Source organism: Hymenobacter sp. BT559 (assembly GCF_017571525.1).
GTDB lineage: Bacteria > Bacteroidota > Bacteroidia > Cytophagales > Hymenobacteraceae > Hymenobacter > Hymenobacter ginsengisoli.
Genome location: NZ_JAGETY010000005.1, coordinates 144,755 through 162,533, shown reverse-complemented (window position 1 = coordinate 162,533; position 17,779 = coordinate 144,755). Strand labels below are relative to the sequence as shown.

General features: G+C 62.6%; 19 protein-coding genes. 7 read left to right on the top strand and 12 right to left on the bottom strand.

From position 1 onward, the window contains the following. Positions 1–13: 13 nt before the first annotated feature. The gene (locus J4D99_RS08910; RefSeq protein WP_208131346.1) at positions 14–223 is read left to right on the top strand and encodes a hypothetical protein; all 210 of its coding nucleotides are present in this window, start codon (positions 14–16) and stop codon (positions 221–223) included. Here the strand turns inward: J4D99_RS08910 and queG are convergent. From queG to J4D99_RS08890, 4 genes are all read right to left on the bottom strand, one after another. Continuing rightward, complete coding sequence (queG, locus tag J4D99_RS08905; protein ID WP_208131345.1) at positions 220–1,170, bottom strand: tRNA epoxyqueuosine(34) reductase QueG; 951 nt, start codon at positions 1,168–1,170, stop codon at positions 220–222. The genes J4D99_RS08910 and queG overlap by 4 nt on opposite strands. Positions 1,171–1,318: 148 nt before the next feature. Further along, complete coding sequence (ruvB, locus tag J4D99_RS08900; protein ID WP_208131344.1) at positions 1,319–2,371, bottom strand: Holliday junction branch migration DNA helicase RuvB; 1,053 nt, start codon at positions 2,369–2,371, stop codon at positions 1,319–1,321. Between the two features lie 105 nt (positions 2,372–2,476). Then, positions 2,477–2,815 carry an HIRAN domain-containing protein gene (locus J4D99_RS08895; RefSeq protein ID WP_208131343.1) on the bottom strand — a complete coding sequence of 113 codons (339 nt, stop codon included), beginning with the start codon at positions 2,813–2,815 and terminating at the stop codon, positions 2,477–2,479. A 104-nt stretch (positions 2,816–2,919) separates the two neighbouring features. Further along, the gene (locus J4D99_RS08890; protein ID WP_208131342.1) at positions 2,920–3,255 is read right to left on the bottom strand and encodes a hypothetical protein; all 336 of its coding nucleotides are present in this window, start codon (positions 3,253–3,255) and stop codon (positions 2,920–2,922) included. A 168-nt stretch (positions 3,256–3,423) separates the two neighbouring features. Between J4D99_RS08890 and J4D99_RS08885 the strand changes: the two genes are divergently transcribed. Together J4D99_RS08885 and J4D99_RS08880 are read left to right on the top strand one after the other, a co-directional pair. Then, on the top strand, positions 3,424–3,789 hold the full coding sequence (locus J4D99_RS08885) for a DUF4177 domain-containing protein (RefSeq protein WP_208131341.1): 366 nt from the start codon (positions 3,424–3,426) through the stop codon (positions 3,787–3,789). Between the two features lie 114 nt (positions 3,790–3,903). Then, a complete protein-coding gene (locus tag J4D99_RS08880) occupies positions 3,904–4,275 on the top strand; it encodes a hypothetical protein (protein ID WP_208131340.1) in 372 nt (123 codons plus the stop codon). Between the two features lie 66 nt (positions 4,276–4,341). Here the strand turns inward: J4D99_RS08880 and J4D99_RS08875 are convergent, their stop codons facing one another. The 5 genes from J4D99_RS08875 to J4D99_RS08855 all read right to left on the bottom strand — a co-directional run bounded on the left by J4D99_RS08875 (position 4,342) and on the right by J4D99_RS08855 (position 10,793). Continuing rightward, a complete protein-coding gene (locus J4D99_RS08875) occupies positions 4,342–5,577 on the bottom strand; it encodes an acyl-CoA dehydrogenase family protein (RefSeq protein WP_236018585.1) in 1,236 nt (411 codons plus the stop codon). Positions 5,578–5,665: 88 nt separating this feature from the next. Then, positions 5,666–6,502: an ATP-binding cassette domain-containing protein gene (locus tag J4D99_RS08870; protein ID WP_208131339.1), complete on the bottom strand. Its 837-nt coding sequence runs from the start codon at positions 6,500–6,502 to the stop codon at positions 5,666–5,668. A 10-nt stretch (positions 6,503–6,512) separates the two neighbouring features. After that, the gene (modB, locus tag J4D99_RS08865; protein WP_208131338.1) at positions 6,513–7,190 is read right to left on the bottom strand and encodes a molybdate ABC transporter permease subunit; all 678 of its coding nucleotides are present in this window, start codon (positions 7,188–7,190) and stop codon (positions 6,513–6,515) included. A gap of 165 nt (positions 7,191–7,355) precedes the next feature. Then, positions 7,356–8,126, bottom strand: coding sequence for a molybdate ABC transporter substrate-binding protein (gene modA, locus J4D99_RS08860; protein ID WP_208131337.1), 771 nt, complete (start codon positions 8,124–8,126; stop codon positions 7,356–7,358). A 213-nt stretch (positions 8,127–8,339) separates the two neighbouring features. Further along, on the bottom strand, positions 8,340–10,793 hold the full coding sequence (locus tag J4D99_RS08855; protein WP_236018584.1) for a TonB-dependent receptor: 2,454 nt from the start codon (positions 10,791–10,793) through the stop codon (positions 8,340–8,342). Positions 10,794–11,122: 329 nt separating this feature from the next. Between J4D99_RS08855 and J4D99_RS08850 the strand changes: the two genes are divergently transcribed. Further along, positions 11,123–11,350: a hypothetical protein gene (locus tag J4D99_RS08850; protein WP_208131336.1), complete on the top strand. Its 228-nt coding sequence runs from the start codon at positions 11,123–11,125 to the stop codon at positions 11,348–11,350. Between the two features lie 143 nt (positions 11,351–11,493). On the opposite strand, the gene J4D99_RS08845 is transcribed toward J4D99_RS08850, so the two are convergent. The 3 genes from J4D99_RS08845 to pnuC form a co-directional block, all read right to left on the bottom strand. Then, the gene (locus J4D99_RS08845) at positions 11,494–12,378 is read right to left on the bottom strand and encodes an aldose 1-epimerase family protein (protein WP_208131335.1); all 885 of its coding nucleotides are present in this window, start codon (positions 12,376–12,378) and stop codon (positions 11,494–11,496) included. A gap of 60 nt (positions 12,379–12,438) precedes the next feature. Then, positions 12,439–12,963, bottom strand: coding sequence for an AAA family ATPase (locus J4D99_RS08840; RefSeq protein WP_208131334.1), 525 nt, complete (start codon positions 12,961–12,963; stop codon positions 12,439–12,441). Positions 12,964–13,072: 109 nt separating this feature from the next. Then, a complete protein-coding gene (gene pnuC, locus J4D99_RS08835; RefSeq protein WP_208131333.1) occupies positions 13,073–13,705 on the bottom strand; it encodes a nicotinamide riboside transporter PnuC in 633 nt (210 codons plus the stop codon). 53 nt (positions 13,706–13,758) lie between these two features. On the opposite strand from pnuC, the gene J4D99_RS08830 reads away from it, so the two are divergent. The 3 genes from J4D99_RS08830 to hrpB are packed head-to-tail and all read left to right on the top strand — an operon-like array spanning position 13,759 to position 17,513. Continuing rightward, positions 13,759–14,082: a rhodanese-like domain-containing protein gene (locus tag J4D99_RS08830; protein WP_208131332.1), complete on the top strand. Its 324-nt coding sequence runs from the start codon at positions 13,759–13,761 to the stop codon at positions 14,080–14,082. 59 nt (positions 14,083–14,141) lie between these two features. Next, positions 14,142–14,903, top strand: a complete 762-nt coding sequence (locus J4D99_RS08825; RefSeq protein ID WP_208131331.1) for a YqjF family protein — start codon at positions 14,142–14,144, stop codon at positions 14,901–14,903. 9 nt (positions 14,904–14,912) lie between these two features. After that, complete coding sequence (hrpB, locus tag J4D99_RS08820; protein ID WP_309509621.1) at positions 14,913–17,513, top strand: ATP-dependent helicase HrpB; 2,601 nt, start codon at positions 14,913–14,915, stop codon at positions 17,511–17,513. Positions 17,514–17,779: the final 266 nt, after the last annotated feature.

Here is a 17,779-nt window from a genome sequence, read left to right as displayed (position 1 = left end):
TCTCCCACCCGCTATGTTAGACTACGTCAAAATGATTTTGCTGAAGGTCAGCTTCAGTAAAAAACTCTTTGAAAAGGAGTTGCGCAAAGCACTAAAACACGTTCAAACTCCTGATTTGCCGGACTTCAAAACGTGGTGTTACCAGCAATTTGCGCGCCTCTACCGCCGGGTACTAAAGCGCGTGTTTACGCAGCATAGCCCGTTGCCCAGGCTAGCCGCTTAGCCCCCTAGCTGGCTCTGCCCAGTTACAAATCGGATGTTACGCTTTAGCCCCTCATAGCCCGTGCGCTTGAGGGGCGACTGCTTGAACAACGCCTGAAAAACTTCGTGGGTAATCTCCTGCCAGTCGCTGACTGACAGACGTTTCAGCTCCGGATGGGGCTGAAATTGCGGTTCCTGCGTGGGTTTGGAAAACCGGTTCCAGGGGCACACGTCCTGGCAGATGTCGCAGCCGAATACCCAGTTGCCGAACTGCCCCGCCACATTTTGCGGAATCAGCTGGTCCTTCAACTCGATGGTGAAGTAGCTGATGCACTTGCTACCATCCACTACGTAGGGCTCGGTGATAGCCTGCGTGGGGCAGGCATCGAGGCACTTGGTGCAGGTACCGCAGTAGTCGCGGATGGCCCCGTCGTACTCCAGCTCCACGTCTACTATCAGCTCGGCAATGAAGTAAAAAGAGCCCGCGCCCGGCGTGATGAGGTTCGAGTTCTTACCGACCCACCCTAGCCCGCTTTTCTTCGCCCAAGCCTTGTCGAGCACCGGCGCCGAATCGACGAAGCAGCGCCCACCTACCTCGCCAATATTGGCCTGCAGGTCGGCTAGCAGCGTTTTGAGCTTGTCTTTGATGACGAAGTGGTAGTCTCGCCCGTAGGCATACTTGCTAATTTGCAGCGTGTCGTCGGGCTGCTGGTCTTCGGCCGGCGGGTAGTAGTTGAGCAGCAGCGAGATAACCGACTTGGCACCATCTACGAGCAGGCGCGGGTCGAGGCGCTTATCGAAGTGGTTTTCCATGTAGCCCATTTGGCCGTTCATGCCGCGCTTAAGCCAGTTTTCGAGGCGCGGTGCTTCTTCTTCCAAGAATTCAGCCTTGGAAATGCCACAGGCCATAAACCCTAGCTCCGCGGCGCGGCGTTTGATATAGGGTGTCCATTCGGCGTGCAGTAACATGGGTTAGCGGGCAATTGAACCACGAAGAAACGAAGAACGCGCCGCTGGGGGCGGCGCGTTCCGATTGGTTGTAGCGCGGACTTTGGAGTCCGCGTTTTGTTGAAAAGGACTGCTAGGGAAACGCGGACTATAAAGTTCGCGCTACAACCTACGCGGTAATCTCGCCGAATAAGTCGCCACTGTTGCCGCGCAGGTGCTGGGGCAGCAGGCGGCCCAGGTGCTGATAGGCGGCTTCGGTAGCCTCGCGCCCCCTAGCCGTGCGCTTGATATACCCTTCCTGAATGAGGAAGGGCTCGTAAACTTCCTCAATGGTTTCGCCTTCCTCGCCGCAGGCCGTGGCAATAGTGCTGATACCCACCGGGCCACCCTTGAACTTGTCGATGATGGTGGTGAGAATGCGCTTATCCATGTCGTCGAGGCCGCGGGCGTCCACGTCGAGGGCATTCAGGGCGAACTGCGCGATCTCGACCGTGATGGTGCCGGTACCTTTGATTTGGGCAAAGTCGCGGGTGCGGCGCAGCAGGTTGTTGGCGATGCGGGGCGTGCCGCGGCTGCGGCGGGCAATCTCGTAGGCCGCGTCTTCGTGAATGGGGGTTTGCAGAATTTCGGCCGAGCGCTGCACAATGGTAGTCAGCAGCTTCGAGTCGTAATACTCCAGGCGAGCCGAGATGCCGAAGCGCGCCCGCAGCGGCGCCGTGAGCATACCCGAGCGCGTAGTAGCGCCGATAAGCGTAAAGGGCGACAGCGAAATCTGTACCGAGCGGGCGTTGGGGCCCGAGTCGAGCATGATATCGATGCGGTAGTCTTCCATCGCCGAGTAGAGGTACTCCTCCACCACGGGGTTAAGACGGTGAATCTCGTCGATGAAGAGCACGTCGTGCGGCTCTAGGTTCGTGAGCAGGCCGGCGAGGTCACTAGGCTTGTCGAGCACCGGGCCGCTGGTCATTTTAATGCCCGCGCCCAGCTCGTTGGCAATGATGTGCGAGAGCGTGGTTTTGCCCAGGCCGGGAGGGCCGTGCAGCAGCACGTGGTCGAGGGCATCGCCGCGCTGCTTGGCGGCGGCTACGAACACCTTGAGGTTTTCCAGAATTTTATCCTGGCCCGTAAAGTCGCTGAAGCTCAGCGGCCGGAGGGCCTTGTCGATGTCCTTGTCGGTGGCATCGAAATGTTCGGTGCCGCCGGTGAGATAGGCTTCGCGCATGGTTGAAAGTGGTCAGGTGAGAGTTGTCGGCAGCCCGTCGGCAACGGGCAATTGGCTAACCAATTTAGTTAGCAAAAAGCTCCCGAGCCGGCGCCTAAAACAACGTTATTCGCGCGGCAGTAGCACTTCTATTTCGAGGTGCAGCCAGTCGTCTTCCCAGGCTTTATGGGCTAGCCGGGCGGTGAGGGGGTAGCCGGCGTCGAGCAGGCGGGCCACGGTTTCGTTGCGAATTTCGGGCAGGTACCCTAGCCAGATGCTGGCTTTGTCATCGGCCGCGCCTGAGTGGACTTTCACGGCCCAGTCGTCGTATTTGCTGTCGGCTTCGCGCTCGAGACGGAGCATCTGGCCGACTTTGAGCGACTTTTCCTGCTTGGGAAGTTCGGGGCGGTGGGAAGTGCCGGCAACCAGGCATTCCAGCAAAACGAGGGGCGTAGCGGGCTTCATGCGGGCAAATTACGCCCTGGCCCGCCAAACCGCCGAAAACAGCACCGTAAAAAAGCCCGTCGTGCTGAGCACGACGGGCTTTGATGAGGCTAGCCAGCGGCTGGCTAGTCCTTCAGGTCGCCGCCTTCCACGTTGCGCTGGTCGAGGCGGTCGGGGGCTTTGTTGCTGTTTTGCTCGGTGTCGTGGCCACGGCGGCTGGCGCCCTGGCCGCTGCTGCCAATGTGGGCAGCTACACCGTCGCTGGTGCCGTCTTCGGCCTGCACGTTGGGTTCAAAGTTGCCGTTGCCCGAGCGGGTGCGCAGGCGGTGGGCCAGGTCGGGGTCGGGGCCACCCTGGCGCATGTCGTCGCCCTGCTCGCGGTAAGCTTCTTTGTCGTGCTCGCGGCGCTCCTGGCGGCGGCTTTCGGCGTTTTCGTGGTGATTTTCGGGTTCAGTAGCCATGAGTGGAAAAGGAAAGGGTGTGGTTGAAGTGTACGGGGATGAGTACGGGCTGTTAACGTCCAGCTTATTTTGACGGACTAGCGCGGTCCGCCGCCCGTAGCCCGCCATGCCCTAGCCAGCACCCCTCTACGTTAAAGCTATTTGTCTTTTATTCTTCACTTTTGCTTCATGAAAAAGCTCATCCTTTTTGCAACCCTTGGGCTGGCGGCCATTGGCTCCTGGGCCTTTTACCCCAATACTGCCGCCCCCGGCGGCTACCTCATGGTAGTAGGCAGCGGCCGGCCGGGCACCAATTCGTACGTGCCCGAAATCACGACCATTCAGCCCAACGGCCAGGAACAGGTGCAGCGCCTGACCAACATCAAGATTGGCACCGAGCGCAACAGCACCGCCGCCGGCATCGCCCTGCACAAGGCGGAACTCTTAAAAATCAACGAACTAACGGCGCAGGGTTGGCGGGTGGTGAGCATCGCCCAGAGCACCGTGGGCGTGGGCGCCACCACCGAAACGGTATATATGCTGGAGCGGCGCTAGGGTCCGACCGGACTGTGTAGCCGATGAGTGTCAGTAGTATGCAGCGCAACCAGGGTTAATGCCTTGGCCGCTAACTTGCACCCTCATCTATATCCCTAGGCTACTACCTTAAACATGAAAAAACCGTTACTCTTTCTCGGCCTGGCGCTAGCTACGGCCAGTTCCTGGGCCTTCTATCCGAAAGCTGCCGAACCCACTGGCTACATGATGGTTGTATGCAACTTTACGCTGAACTCCTTCTCAGCTGATGCCAACGTAACAACCGTACTACCTAACGGCCAGCAAACTGAGCAGGCAGTTGATGTCAAAATTCGTAGCGCGGAGAAGATTACCACCGGCTTCATGGAAGTGCAGAAAGTAGCTCTTGCCAAAGTGAATGAGCTAACCAAAACTGGCTGGCACGTGGTAAGCACCACGCCTTCTTCCTTTGCCAAGGGCGGCACTACGTTCGTCAACCAGACGGTGTATTTGCTGGAGAAAAACTAATCTGGATTTTCTACATAAAAAAAGGCCGTCCACGCATTGCGGACGGCCTTTTTTGCACAATTTCACCTACTTAAACGCCTGAATACCCGTTATATCAGCTCCCGTAATGAGCAAGTGAATATCGTGCGTGCCCTCATAAGTCACCACCGATTCCAGGTTCATCATGTGGCGCATGATGGGGTACTCGCCAGTGATGCCCATGCCGCCGTGAATCTGGCGGGCCTCGCGGGCTACGTGCAGGGCCATCTCGACTGAGTTGCGCTTGGCCATTGAGATTTGGGCGCTGGTGGCGCGGCCTTCGTTTTTGAGCACCCCTAGCCGCCAGGCCAGTAGCTGGGCCTTAGTGATTTCGGTAATCATTTCGGCCAGCTTCTTCTGCTGGAGTTGGAAGCTGGCGATGGGCTTGCCGAACTGCTCGCGCTGGAGCGAGTATTTCAGGGCCGACTCGTAGCAGTCGATGGCTGCGCCGATGGCGCCCCAGGCGATGCCGAAGCGGGCGGAGTCGAGGCAGCTGAGTGGGCCTTTCAGGCCTTCCACGTTGGGCAGGATGTTCTCCTTGGGAATCTTGACGTTATCGAACACCAGCTCGCCGGTGATGCTGGCGCGCAGGCTCCATTTGTTGTGAATTTCGGGAGTAGTGAAGCCTTCCATGCCGCGCTCCACGATGACGCCTTTGATGCGGCCCTGCTCGTTTTTGGCCCAAACAACCGCCACCTGGCACTCGGGCGAGTTGCTTATCCAAAGCTTGGCCCCGTTCAGGATGTAGTGGTCGCCTTCCTCCTTGATATTGGTGGTCATGCCGCCGGGGTTCGAGCCGTGGTCGGGCTCGGTGAGGCCGAAGCACCCTAGCCACTCGCCGCTGGCCAGCTTGGGCAGGTACTTGCGGCGCTGCTCCTCCGAGCCGTATTGGTAGATGGGGAACATCACCAGCGAGCCCTGCACCGAGGCCGTGGAGCGCATACCCGAGTCGCCGCGCTCAATCTCCTGCATGATGAGGCCGTAGCTGATGTAATCGAGCCCACCGCCGCCGTACTCCTGCGGGATGGTGGGGCCGAACGCGCCCACCTCACCAAACTTGCGCACGATTTCACTCGGGAAATGCGCCTGCTGCGCCCACTTCTCGATGTTGGGCGAAATCTCCTTTTTCACGAAGTCGCGGATGCTCTGGCGCACGAGGATATTCTCCTCGGTGAGCAACCCGTCGAGGTCGAAATAATCGGTGAAGCCGTTGGCGTTGGTGCTGCCTTTTTGGGCAGTGTGGGCTTTGGATTCGGGCGAGAGAACGTCGGCAATGGAGGACATGGGCGGGCGGAATGGAGTTTGGACAAAGATAGGTAAGTGGCTGTAGCGCGAACTGTGCAGGTCCGCGCCTCCCCAACACAAACGTGGCCTAGAAAGTCCGCGCCACCTCCAGAGTCAAGCCTATTTCATCGCCGGGCGCGTAGGTGCGACCGGGCGGCGCGGGCACTTCGACCAGTGTGCTGCCGCTGGCTAGCCTCACTTGCAGGCGCCCACCAGGCAGCACGGCCACCACGCGGCCCAGCAGCGGCGTAGCCGTACCAGCCGGCGCGGGTGGCCCTAGCCGGCGCACCTGGCCCAGCTCCAGCTCCAGCACGCGGCCGGCTAGCCGGGTTATTTCGGCCGGGTCGTGGCTGATAAGGATAGTCGTGAGCTCGAACTGCCGGTGCACCTCGGCCAGCACTTGCTGGAGGCGTAGCCGCGTGGGCAGGTCGAGGGCGGCCAGCGGCTCATCGAGCAGCAGCAGGCGCGGGCGGCGGGCCAGCGCCCTGGCTAGGGCCACGCGCTGCTGCTGCCCGCCCGAGAGCACGGCCGGGCGGCGGTCGGCCAGCTCGGTCAGCTCCAAAGAGGCCAGCAAGTCGTGAATAATGCGCGCGGACTGGGGCTGGCCCGCAGCGGCAAAGGCCAGGTTTTCGCGCACCGTCATATTCGGAAACAGCGCGTAATCCTGAAAAACGAAACCTAGCGGACGCTGCTGCGGCGGCAGCCACTGGCGCGGCTTCTCCTGATACCAGGTTTGGCCGGCAGCCTGGATAAAACCGCCATCGGGCCGGTCGAGGCCGGCCAGCAGGCGCAGCAGCGTGGTTTTGCCCGCGCCGCTAGGGCCACTGAGAGCCAGCAATTCGCCAGGTGCCAGGGTTAGGCGCACGTCGAGAGTGCGGGGGCCGGCGGCGGTATGAAGGGCTTTGAGGAGGTGAAAATCTAGCACGGCTTTTTCTCTACGACAGGCGAGCCGCGTCGCGCTTAGTAAACCAGTATAGCGCCACTAAGATGACGAACGCCAAGCCCAGCAGTGAGAGTGCGTAGGCATTGGCCTGGTCATAATGCAGGCTTTGCACCTCGTCGTAGATGGCAATAGACGCCACGCGGGTGCGGCCCGGCAGGCTGCCACCTATCATCAGCACCACCCCAAACTCGCCCAGCGTGTGGGCAAAGGTGAGCACGAGGCCATTGAGCAACGCGGGCCGCATAGTGGGCAGCAGCACCCGCCAGAGCGTAGTGAGCCGCGACTTGCCGAGTGTGTAGGCCGCCTCGCGCAGCGAGCGCGGCACCTGCGCAAAGCCCGCCTGCAACGGCTGCACCATAAACGGCAGGCTATACACCAATGACCCCAGCAGAATACCCGGAAAGGTGAAATTCAAGCTAATACCCAACTTGTTAATCAAAAACCGCCCCAGTGCGCTGCTGTCGCTAAAGGCCACCAGCAAATAAAACCCGATGACGGTGGGCGGCAGCACCAGCGGCAAGCTCACTATGGCCTCGGCCAGCGGCTTGAAGCGGCTGCGGCCGTAGGCCAGCGCGTAGGCCAGCGGCAGGCCCAGCCCCAGCAGCAGCGCCGTGGTGCAGGCGGCCAGGGCCAGCGTGAGGCGCAGGGTTTGCCAATAATCGGGGGGCACTTTGTTTACTTATGAGTTAGAAATTATGAATTGAAACAGAACGTCATGCTCATCTGGCGTCCGCTTGCCGAAGCATCTCTCCCTCATCGTTGGGTAGTGGCCCTAGCGGCGCGGTAGAGATGCTTCGGCAAGCGGACGCCAGATGAGCATGACGTTCTAACTGTTTTAATACAGCCCAAAGCCGTATTTCTTCAGCGCCTGCCTGGCCACGGGGCTAGCCATAAACGCGGCAAATGCCGCCGCTGTAGTGTTGCCCTGCGCGCGCTTGAGCACCACAAAGCTTTGCTGCAAAGGCGTATGCGCCGTGGCCGGAACGAGGTAAAACTGCCCCGCCCGGCGCAGCTCGGGGCTGAGCGCCAGCGAGTAGGCTAGCAAACCCACATCGGCCGCGCCGGTGGCGGCGTATTGGGCCGTCTGGCCGATGTTTTCGCCAAAAATGAGCTTGGGCTTCACCTGGTCGTAGAGCTTGTAAGTGCGGAGCACTTCTTCGGCCTTGCGGCCGTAGGGGGCATGCGCAGGGTTGGCAATGGCCACGTGCGTTACCTGGGGGGCTAGCAGCGTGCTCATGCCTTGCGTGCTGGGATTCAGCTTCTTGCTCCACAGCACGAGGCGGCCCAGCGCATAGGGCTGCGGCGCGCCGGCCGTGAGGCCCGCCTGCTGCAAGCGCCGGGGGTAGTCGCTATCGGCCGAGAAAAACAGGTCGAATGGCGCGCCGTGGCTGAGCTGCTCGTAGAACTTGCCCGACGAGCCGTAGACCACCGTGGCGCGGCCAGCCGGATGCTGGCGGTTGAAAATCGTGACCAGCGAATCGAGCACGTACTTAAGGTCAGCCGCGGCGGCAATAGTAATGGGCGCCGGGCCTGCGGGGGTTAGCTGGGCCGCCCGCGCGGGCAGCCAGCCGCTCAGCAGCAAAAAGGCAATTAGAAATCGAGGCATGGACCAAGGCTGGCGGCAGCCGGGCGCTACCGTTATATACCCAAAGATACAGCCCTACCCAACGCAAGGTTTTGCCATAAAAAAGCCCAGCCGAGCTACGGCTGGGCTTTGCGGATTGTAGCGCGGACTTTTAGCCCGCGAGTACCAGGCATTTTCACTTGCGACTTGCGGACTAAAAGTCCGCGCTACTGTCTCCCGGCTATGCAGCCCGTGCTACCAGCGCAAATTCACCGAAGCCAGGAAATTCTGGCGGGCCTGCGGGTAGAAGTAATTTTGGTAATAGGACTGGCCGCCATACAGATACCCGTAGGTATAGCCGTTGTTGACGTAGGTGGCGCCCCACACGTTGTTAAGCACGGCGGCCAGCTCGATTTCGCGGAAGCCGAGCTTCTCGGGGTGCCAGAGGTAGCGGGCGCGCACATCCTGCACGTAGTAGCTTGGGATGCTGCGGCTATCGGTGGCCGTGTTGTCGAGGTACTGGCGACTGGCGTAGCGGGCCAGCGTAGCCAGGCGCAGGCCGGGCAGCAGCTCATACTCAAGCGTATAGGCGAAGGTGAGCGCGGGCGAAAAGGAAATGTCAGTCTGCTTGTACTCAGTGCCGTGCTCGACGTAATTTTCGTCGCTCAGGTAGTCGGTGTAATTATTGATTTTGTTGCGGCTGATGGTAGCCGTGGGGCTGAAGGTGAGCCCCTTAGCCAGCAGCGTGGCGGCTTGCAGCTCGATGCCGGTGCGGTACGAGTCGCGCACATTGGTGTGGATGGGATTGCCCACATCATCGAGGTGGCCGCTCAGCACGAGCTGGTCGCGGTAGAGCATCAGGTAGTAGTTAGCCGACCACTGGAAAGGGCCCGTCGTGCGGCGCAGGCCCACTTCCAAGTTGTGCAGCTTCTCGGAGGTGGGGCGGCGCCCGGCGGGCGTGTCGGTGTAGTCGGTGCGGGTGGGCTCGCGCTGCGCCAGCGCGTAGGAAGCGTAGGCCGCCACGGCGGGGGCTAGCTGATAGGTGAGGCCGCCCTTGGGGTTCAGGAAATTGAAGTTAATGGTTTGCTGGCTTTTGCCGCCGTTGGGGCTGCCATCGGGGGCAAACAGCTCATAGGCCACGTGCCGAAACTGCATGTCGCCGAAGGCCGAGAGCTTCTCGCTCAGCGCTACCGTGGCCCGCAGGTAGGTGTTCACATCGAGCTTATGGGCGTTGGGCTCCGAGTAGTAGGGCGTGCCGGTTTCAGGAATGTTGTTGCCGCGCTGGGCCCAGGTCAGCTCATCGTAGTGCTGGCCGCGGTAGCCCACTACCGCCCCGCCCAGCGTGGCCTCGCTGAGGAAGCCGCCCACCGTGGGCCGCAGCTGCAAGGCGTAGGTAGCGCCGTAGAGGTCGGTTTTGAGCCAGCGGCGGCGGATAACGTCGGTCGTCGTAAGCGTGTCGAAACCGCCACCCGCGGCTGGCTGGTACACCGGCCCGCTGATACCGTATTTGGCAAAATCCTGGTTGGCCTTGTACTCCTCGTAGTAGCCGCCGCCGCGCGTCCAGAAGGGTGTCACGCTCAGGTTCAGGTTGGGGGCTAGCTGGCGCGAAATCAGGAACTGGTAGTAGTCCTGCTGGTAGTTATCGGTCTGGTTTTTATAGGCCGGCAGGTGCTGGCCGGCGTCGGTACCAGCCTCGTTATAGCGCCGGTTTTTAGTCAATAAGGAATCCGCTAGCCCGTACCACGCCTGGTAAGTCGTCTCGTAGCCGGTGATAACGAGCGCGCGGAGCAGCGTCTTCTCATCCGAATAGGTGCCGGCCAGGTACAGCGATTTCAGCCGCGACCAGCCCCGGTCAATGTATCCTTCGCTCTGCACCCGCGAGGCGCGGGCATCGAGCGTGAAGTGGCCGTTGAGGAGGCCGGTACCGGCGGCCACAGTCGTCTTCCAGGTGCCAAACGAGCCGGCTGAGTTGTTGATTTCGGCATAGGCTTTGGGCCGCAGACCCAGCGTTTCCACGTTCAGACTGGCCCCGAAGGCGCCCGCGCCGTTGGTGCTGGGCCCCGCGCCACGCTGCACCTGAATGCTCTGGATGGAGCTGGCCAGGTCGGGCAAATCGACGAAAAATACGCCGTGGCTTTCGGCCTCGTTCACCGGCACCCCGTTGAGGGTCACATTGATGCGCGTGCCATCGGTGCCCCGGATGCGCAGGGCGGTGTAGCCCACACCGGTGCCCGCATCGGAGGTCGTGACTACGCTAGGGGTCTGGTCGAGCAGGTAGGGCAGGTCCTGACCGAAGTTGCGGGCCTGGAGCTGCTCGCGGCTCACGTTCTGGTACGTGGTGGCGGTGCGCTCGTTGGCGCGGGTGGCGGTTACTACAGCTTCGGGCGTGAGGTTTCGGGCCAAGCGCAGGGCTAGCGGGGCCAGTTGCTGGGCCTGGGGCTGGCCCAGCAAAGGCTGATTAATAGGTTCAAAACCCACAAAGCGTACTTGCAGCGTGTGCACGCCGGCCGGCACAGCAGGCAGCACAAAGCGCCCGGTGGCATCGGTAACGGTGCCGATGGTGGGCTGGTCGGTGAGGAGCACAGTAGCACCGGGCATCGCGGCGCCGGTGGTGGCATCGGTGAGCTGGCCGGCCACAGAGCCTTGCGCCCACGCCGGGGCAGCAGCCAGCGCCAGCAGCACCGTGCCCGCGAGGAGTATAGTTTTCAAAATAATAGCGACAAAAAGCAGCACACGCCCGCCCGCCAGGGGTCGGCGCGCAGACAAAATCGTTCGCGGATTGTTTGTTCCCGACGCCAGCATTACCTGGTTCCGGTTCGATGGGTGTCATCTCAGCCAGCCCGGATTCTCCCGGCCAGCACCCCTAAACAGGGCGCAAAGATACGCCCCGGCCGGGCGTGCCAAGGAATGCTTGCGTGGTTGGCTGGCTATCAGCTATCTTAGCATAGGGCGGCCACCCGCAACGCGAGCCCGGTGCTTTGCGTTGGGGGTAGGCAGCTTTCCCTCCTTATTCGTGTAGTCGCTATCGGCCTTTCGTTATGCACCAGCTTCTCTGCGCCCTGTTTTTGCTGGCCGTGTTCACCTTCTTTTTGGTGATGCCGAAGCGGCGGCACGTACCGCCGCCACCCCCGCCCTCCTCGGGCGGCGACGATGGCGGGGGCGAGCCCCACGACCCCGGCCTGCCCGATATCGACTTGCCGCCCGGCATTTCGCGCCCCATCAACGATTGGGAGCCCGACTACAACCGCCGGCCGGTGGAGGTGTAGGGAGCAACTCAGCTGTGATATACTAAAAAGAACGTCATGCTGACGAAGGAAGCATCTCTACCGCTTTTTGGGGTTAGTACCCCTAGTGGCGTGGTAGAGATGCTTCCTTCGTCAGCATGACGTTCTTTTTGCTTTGTAGTAGGTTACCCGATTTCAATAGTGTAGCTGGCATCAAACATCTGGCTCGGCGCCAGCGTCAAAATGCCCTCCTTCTCGCTCAGCTCCTGCGGCGGGCCCACGGGGCTAGCCACGCCGTGCCAGGGCTCGATGCATACGAAGTTGGCGCCGGGGCCTTTGGTCCAGAGGCCGAGGTAGGGGAAGCCGTTGAACTGCATGCGCACGAACGGGCCGGTTTTATCGGCTTTTTGCAGGGTAATACGGGTAAAGTCGAAGTGGCTGAACACCAGCGCATCGTCTTTGAATAACTCATAGCTGAGCGGCAAAGCGGCTTGATTTTCCAGAACGGGGGCCGTTTCACCGCTACGCAGGCCGCTGCTCAGCAGCTGGCGGGGCAGCGTGACGGGGTGGTCGAAGTGGAAGGCGTAGTCGCTAAACTGCTCGCCTATCTCAGGCTGCAAGGGGCAGTTGAAGGCCGGGTGCGCGCCGATGCTGAATAGCAAATCGTGGCCAGCGGCGGCCGGGTTGCGCACATGCCAGCCCACCGTGAGCACGCGGCCGCGCAGCTCGTAGCGCACGCGCAGCTCAAACTCAAAGGGATACTCGGCCTTGGTGCTTGGGTTGGCCATGAGCTGAAACGTGAGGCTAGCCGCGTCGTGCTCAATGACGGTAAATTCCTGGTCGCGGGCAAAACCGTGCTGTGGCAGGTTCAGCGGCTGGTCGTGGAGCAGGTAGGTATTCTCGGGCAGCTTGCCCACTATCGGGAATAGCAGCGGCGCGTGGCGGGCCCACTGCGCGGGGTCGGCCTGCCAGAGGTATTCGCGGCCACTGGCCAGGTCAACAAAGCTGGTAAGCTCGGCGCCGTGGGTAGAAATTTGGACGCGGGTAGTGGCGGAGGTTAGCGTAGGCATGAGAGAGTTTAAGCTGAAGCTTGCCGGAAGGATACGGAAAACTATACGGGAGATAGCTGGCTAAAGCTTTCCTGGCAGCGTTGCTACGGCCGCCACGGCCTGCGTCAGGCGCTGCTCAGGCAGCCCATTGATTTCGACAAACGGCCAATTACGCTGCGCTAACTCCTGCCGGTATAGCTCATAAAAGTGCCAGCGCTGTGCCGGGTCGGGGTGCTCGCGCAGAGGGTCGGGCGTCCAGGGCAGGTCGGGGGCCAGCAGCAGCGTGAGGGCGTAGCGCGGGCGCGCCAGCTCTTCTAAAACCCAGCCGGGGCAAGTGCCGAAAGCATTCTCGGCCCAGATTTTAATGACCAGCAAATCAGTATCACAAACAAGCAGGCCCGTGGCCTGGCTAGCCGCTGCGTCTTCGGCGGCGAGCTGGCCGTGGGCAATGGCTTCGAGGTCGGCTAGGGTATAGCCAGGGCCGTTTTCTTCGAGATACTGCCGGGCGTACTCGGGCACGAACACGGTGCCGTAGTGCGCGGCCAATTGCCTGGCCAGGGTGCTTTTGCCCGACGATTCGGGGCCGGTGAGGGAGATACGGCGCATGGGTTGTTTCGGTCGGGGTGCCAGGCGTAGAGACGCATCTTTGCGTCTCCAACGTTGTGCTAACCGCGCGGCAGTAGGTTGTCCAACGACGAGACGCAAAGATGCGTCTCTACACGGCGCCTGCTGGCTTGGTCCGCATGTCGCGCCGCCATTCCCAGTAGCCATAGGCCGCTAGCCCCAGGTAGAGCGCGTAGAGGAGGCTAGTCGGGTACAAATGCTTGGCCCAGAGAATGGGCACGTAAATGACATCGACTAGCAGCCAGAGCCACCAGTTTTCGAGGCGCTTGCGCATGAGCAAGAACTGCGCGGCGATGCTCGTGCCGGTGGTGAAGCTGTCCCAGTACGGAAACGTGGAGTCGGTGTGGTGGCCCAGGTAGTAGCCCGAGCCCAGCGTGTAGGCCAGCACGAAGGCGGCCGTGAGCCCCCACTCGGCGGGCGTGACGTGCGTTACGGGCAGCTCGGTATCGCCGCGGCCGCCGTAGCGCCAGGTGTACCAGCCGTAGGCGCTGAGCGCGATGAAGATGCCCTGCAAGCCGCTATCCGAATACAGCCCTTGCTGGTAATAGATAACTACGTAGAGCAGGCAGCTAAAAATGGCCACCGGAAAATTGAGCAGCGACTCGCGGGCCGCCAGCCACACGCAGGCAAAGCCCGTGAGCACGGCCGCCCATTCGAGGCCGGTGGTGGCGCGCATGGCGGCCAGAATGTCGGCGGGCAGGCTAGCGAGGGAGAACAACAGCATACGGCAAGGGCAGAAAAGCCGCGCAAGGTAGCCGGCCAGGGTACTTTTGCCTTATGCTGCCAGACCTCACCCCCACCGACCTTCACGCCCGCCTCGCCGCCGGCGAAGACATTCAGCTCATCGACGTGCGCGAAGAAATGGAGTTTGACTACTGCCGCATTGCGGGCAGCGTGCTCATTCCGCTGGGCGAGATTCCGCGCCGGGCCACTGAAATCCGCACCGAGGGGCCGGTGGTGCTCATCTGCCACCACGGCGTGCGCTCGGCGCAGGCGCTGGGCTACCTGCAGCACCGGCTAGGCTACCAGAATTTGCTTAACTTGAGAGGCGGCATCGACGCCTGGAGCCTGCAAGTAGACCCTAGCGTGGCGGTGTACTAGCCCTTTCTGTCATTGCGCGCAACGCCAAGTAATGACTGCCGGTTATTTTTCCTTTCCACATGCCTTCCCCCACCCTAGCCAGCCGCCTGGCCCTGCGCGAGCGCCCCAGCGGCTCGCCGCTTATGCACCAGGAATGGGGCGACCTGCTCTTCATGCACTGGCCCGTTGCGCCCGAGCTCATTCAGGCGCAGCTGCCGCCCCGCTTGCAGGTTGATACCTTCGAAGGCCAAGCATGGATAGGTGTAGTACCCTTTCGGATGTGGGACGTGCGCAGCCGCGTGACGCCGCCCGTGCCCGGCGTGCGCGAGTTTCTGGAGCTGAACGTGCGCACTTACGTGCACCTCGACGGCGTGCCCGGCGTGTGGTTTTTCTCGCTCGATGCCAGTAACCCGCTGGCTGTATGGGCGGCGCGCACGTTTTTTCACCTGCCCTACTTTCGGGCCCAGCTCAAGCTGGAGCGGCCCGCGCCTGGGCGGCTGCACTACATCGGCCACCGCGTGCACAACGGCGCGCCCGAGGGCCACTTTGCCGCCACCTGGCAGCTGGGCGAAGAATTGCCACCCACCGAGCTCGACTCGCTCGCCTTTTTCCTTACCGAGCGCTACGCCCTGTACGCGGCCGGCGGCATGGGCCCGGGGCGTGGCAACAAACTCTACCGGGGCCGCATTGCGCACCACGCCTGGCCCCTGCGCGCGGCCGAGCTGCTCCACTACGGCTCCGATTTGGTAGAAGGCCACGGCCTGCCCACACCCGTTGGCGCGCCGGTGCTGCACGCCGGCGGCCCGCTGAGCGTGGATTTGTGGCGCCTGGAGCGGGTGTAATTTTGGCGGGTGTCCGCTGCCTTCCGCCTTCCGCCCCTGCCCGATTTACCCGTTGTAGCTGCGCTGCCCGAGCTGCTGGCGGCCCTCGCCGCTAGCCCCCGCGCCGTGCTCGAAGCCCCACCCGGCGCGGGCAAAACCACCGTGGTGCCACTAGCCCTGCTGGCCGCCGAGTGGCGCCCGGCCCACCAAAAAATACTGGTGCTGGAGCCGCGCCAGCTAGCTACCCGCGCCGCCGCGGCTCGCCTCGCCCAGCTGCTGGGCGAGCCGGTGGGCCGCACCGTGGGCTACCGCGTGCGCCTCGACAGCAAGGTGAGCGCCGACACCCGCATTGAAGTCATCACCGAAGGCATCCTGACCCGGATGCTGCAAGACGACCCCGCGCTGGAAGACGTGGCCTGCGTGGTGTTCGACGAGTTTCACGAGCGCAGCCTCAACGCCGACCTCGGGCTGGCTCTGGCCCTCGATGCCCAGGCCGTGCTGCGGCCCGAGCTACGCATCCTGCTGATGTCGGCCACCTTGGAAGCCCAGCGGCTGGGCCAGTGGCTGCCCGCGCCGGTGGTGAGTAGCGCCGGCTTTTTGTTTCCCATCGAAACGCACTACCTCGACCCGCGCCGCGCCACTAGCCTGCCCAATAAGCCCAGCGAGCGGCTAGCGGAGCTGGTGCCCAGCCAGGTACGCGACGCCCTGGCCCAGCACGAAGGCGACGTACTGGTCTTTCTGCCCGGCGTGGCCGATTTGCAGCGCGTGGATAGAAAGCTAGGCGACAGCCTACCCGTCGATACCGACCTGCACCTGCTGCACGGCGAGCTGCCGCTCGAAGCCCAGGACGCCGCCCTGCGTCGCGCCCCCGCCGGCCGGCGCAAGGTCATCCTGGCCACCAGCATCGCCGAGACCAGCCTTACTATTGAGGGGGTTCGGGTTGTGATTGACGGAGGCTTTGCCCGGGTGCCGCGCTTTGCGCCGCGCACCGGCTTTACCTCGCTCGAAACCGTGCCCGTGGCCCGCGCCGCCGCCGACCAGCGCCGCGGCCGCGCGGGCCGCCTGGCGCCCGGCACCTGCTACCGCCTCTGGACCGAGGCCGAGCACCACTTGCTGCCAGCCCACCGCCCACCCGAAATCCACACCGCCGACCTCAGCGGGCTGGTGCTGGAACTGGCCCTGTGGGGAACTACCGACCCGGCCAGCCTGCGCTGGCTCGATGTGCCGCCAGCCGCCGCCGTAGCCCAGGCCCGCGAGCTGCTAGGGCGGCTGGGGGCACTCTCTGGCGATAATGCGCAGCCTACGCCCCACGGCCGCCAGCTAGCCAAGTTGGGGCTGCCGCCGCGCCTGGGCCACCTCGTGGTACGCGGCGCCGAGTTGGGCCACGGCCCAACGGCGGCCGCGCTGGCCGCCCTGCTGGCCGAGCGCGACCTACTGCGCTGGGCCACTCCCAACGACCCGCGCCCCCTGCCGCCCGACCTGCGCCTGCGCCTTGAAGCGCTGGCTAGCGGCCGGCCGCCGCTGCCAGGCCTGGCCCTGCACCACGCCACGTTGCAACGTGTGCGCGACGTGGCCCGCCACCTGCAAAGCCGCCTGCCCAAGGCGCCTGCTGCTAGCCCCAGAAACCAGGAATTTGCCAACGCGCCCATTGGTCTGCTCACGGCGCTAGCCTACCCCGACCGCCTGGCCCAGCGCGAGGCGCCCGACCGTCTGCGCCTCGTGACCGGCCAGCGCGTGAGTCTGCGCACCGAAGACGTAGACCCGCAGGCCGAGTTTTTTGCGGTGGCTTACTTAGCGGGCACGGCTAGTCAGCCCCGCGCTACCCTAGCTGCCCCGCTCGACCGCGAGGAGCTGGCAGCGGCCTTCAGCGAGCAAATCACGACGACCGAGGAAGTGCGCTTCGACCCCGCTACCCAGCGCGTGTCGGGCCGCCGCGTGCGCCGCCTGGGCGCGCTGCTGCTCGAAGAAAAACCCATCGGCCAGCCCAATACCGAGCTGGTCGCGCAGGCCCTGCTGGGCTATTTGCAGGAAGCCGGGCTGGCCAAACTCAACTGGACCGACGCCGCGCGTCAGCTACAGCAGCGCCTGGAATTTGTGCGGCAGCATGTGGGAGAGGCCGGCGCCGAAAGCTGGCCCGCTTTTGATGACGAAGCGCTGCTGGCCGACCTACCCGCCTGGCTAGGCCCCCACTTGAACGGCCTGAAAAGCCTCGACCAAGTGCAGCGCCTCGACCTCACCGAGCCGCTGCTGGCGCGCCTACCCGGCGCCTGGGCCCAGCGCCAGGAGCTCGACCGGCTAGCCCCCGCTGCGCTCGAAGTACCCAGCGGCTCCTTCATCACCCTCGACTACGCCGACCCCACCGCACCAGTCCTAGCCGTGAAGCTTCAGGAGCTTTTTGGCCTCACCGAAACGCCGGCCGTAGCGGGCGGGCGCGTGCCGCTGCTGCTGCACCTGCTCTCGCCCGGCGGCCGGCCAGCCCAAGTGACGCGCGACCTGCGCAGCTTTTGGGAGAAGGGCTATTTTGAGGTGCGCAAGGACCTAAAGGGCCGCTACCCCAAGCATCCGTGGCCCGATGAGCCAATGAAACACATTCCAACCAAACTCACTAAAAAACGCCTTGGAACGTCCTAGAAATAGTTATACTAGCACAAGGAGTTCATATGGAAGCACAAAAAAAGTTGTGCTAGTACAAAGCAAACCTGCGTTTAAACAGCGCTAGGGCACCTATTGCTTGAAATAAAAGGAAAAGGCCGGTTATGCCGCGGAGAAAGCTGCTGTACTACACAAGTGCAGTTGCATTTGGTGTGCACTTAATAAAGGGCAAGTAGTCTGTCGTATTAGCGTGGGTTCGACTTGGCTTACTTAGTGGCATCGCGGTTAGCCATTCACTAAGCTAG

Bases quoted from the DNA above. Each gene is read 5' to 3' on its own strand.
- J4D99_RS08875 (WP_236018585.1), bottom strand. From the start codon at position 5,577: ATGTCCTCCATTGCCGACGTTCTCTCGCCCGAATCCAAAGCCCACACT.
- queG (WP_208131345.1), bottom strand. From the start codon at position 1,170: ATGTTACTGCACGCCGAATGGACACCCTATATCAAACGCCGCGCCGCG.
- modA (WP_208131337.1), bottom strand. From the start codon at position 8,126: ATGCCTCGATTTCTAATTGCCTTTTTGCTGCTGAGCGGCTGGCTGCCC.
- J4D99_RS08895 (WP_208131343.1), bottom strand. From the start codon at position 2,815: ATGAAGCCCGCTACGCCCCTCGTTTTGCTGGAATGCCTGGTTGCCGGC.
- ruvB (WP_208131344.1), bottom strand. From the start codon at position 2,371: ATGCGCGAAGCCTATCTCACCGGCGGCACCGAACATTTCGATGCCACC.
- J4D99_RS08880 (WP_208131340.1), top strand. From the start codon at position 3,904: ATGAAAAAACCGTTACTCTTTCTCGGCCTGGCGCTAGCTACGGCCAGT.
- J4D99_RS08840 (WP_208131334.1), bottom strand. From the start codon at position 12,963: ATGCGCCGTATCTCCCTCACCGGCCCCGAATCGTCGGGCAAAAGCACC.
- pnuC (WP_208131333.1), bottom strand. From the start codon at position 13,705: ATGCTGTTGTTCTCCCTCGCTAGCCTGCCCGCCGACATTCTGGCCGCC.
- J4D99_RS08825 (WP_208131331.1), top strand. From the start codon at position 14,142: ATGCCTTCCCCCACCCTAGCCAGCCGCCTGGCCCTGCGCGAGCGCCCC.
- J4D99_RS08850 (WP_208131336.1), top strand. From the start codon at position 11,123: ATGCACCAGCTTCTCTGCGCCCTGTTTTTGCTGGCCGTGTTCACCTTC.
- J4D99_RS08885 (WP_208131341.1), top strand. From the start codon at position 3,424: ATGAAAAAGCTCATCCTTTTTGCAACCCTTGGGCTGGCGGCCATTGGC.
- J4D99_RS08910 (WP_208131346.1), top strand. From the start codon at position 14: ATGTTAGACTACGTCAAAATGATTTTGCTGAAGGTCAGCTTCAGTAAA.
- J4D99_RS08845 (WP_208131335.1), bottom strand. From the start codon at position 12,378: ATGCCTACGCTAACCTCCGCCACTACCCGCGTCCAAATTTCTACCCAC.
- J4D99_RS08890 (WP_208131342.1), bottom strand. From the start codon at position 3,255: ATGGCTACTGAACCCGAAAATCACCACGAAAACGCCGAAAGCCGCCGC.
- J4D99_RS08830 (WP_208131332.1), top strand. From the start codon at position 13,759: ATGCTGCCAGACCTCACCCCCACCGACCTTCACGCCCGCCTCGCCGCC.